Genomic DNA, 668 nt, shown 5'->3' with positions numbered 1-668 from the left:
GCGACAGCGAGAACTGGACGCCGAGGCGCGCGCCCCACAAAAGTCCCGCGACCAGTGCCACGAACCCCGCGGCCGTCCACACCGTTCCCCAGATCCGGGGCAGCCGCAGCCCGACGGCAAGCGCGGCGAACTGGTCGTCTGCGACGGCGCGAAACGCCAGGCCGATCCGGGTCCAATAGAAGAATGCGCTCAAGCCGGCGACCATCGCCGCGGCAATGCCTGCAGCAAGAAGATCGAACGACGAGATCAGGATGCCGCCGACCTCGAACGGCGTGTCGTCGATGCCGAGATCGAGCCCGTGCACCTGCGTGCCCCACACCAACTGGGCAGCGCCTTCAATGATGTAAGACAGGCCAAGCGTGGCCATGAACAGCGTCATCGGCGAGCGATTGACCAGCGGCCTCAGCACAGTTCGCTCGATGGTGAAGCCCAGCGCAACCATGACCGCGAGGGTAATGAGCAGCGAAAGCGCAAACGGGATGCCGCGTTCGACAAGGCTGACAAAGGTGAGTGCGGCGAACAGCACCATCGACCCTTGCGCGAAGTTCAGCACGCCCGACGTCTTGTAGATCAGCACGAAACCGATGGCGACGAGCGAATACATGACGCCTGAGAGCAAGCCACCGACCAGCACCTCGATGACGAAGAGGAAATCATAGTAGCTCATC

The 668-nt window shown here is 63.0% G+C and carries 1 protein-coding gene; it reads right to left on the bottom strand.

The genetic code is table 11. The features are described 5' to 3' along the window. Nucleotides 1-667, bottom strand: a 667-nt coding sequence (locus NKH41_RS34080) for a branched-chain amino acid ABC transporter permease (RefSeq protein WP_352936015.1), incomplete at its 3' end; no start/stop codon positions are given. Nucleotide 668 lies beyond the last annotated feature (1 nt).

It is taken from the genome of Mesorhizobium sp. M1169, from assembly GCF_040318345.1.
Taxonomy (GTDB): Bacteria; Pseudomonadota; Alphaproteobacteria; order Rhizobiales; family Rhizobiaceae; genus Mesorhizobium.
This window is presented reverse-complemented; position numbering and strand designations above follow the sequence as displayed.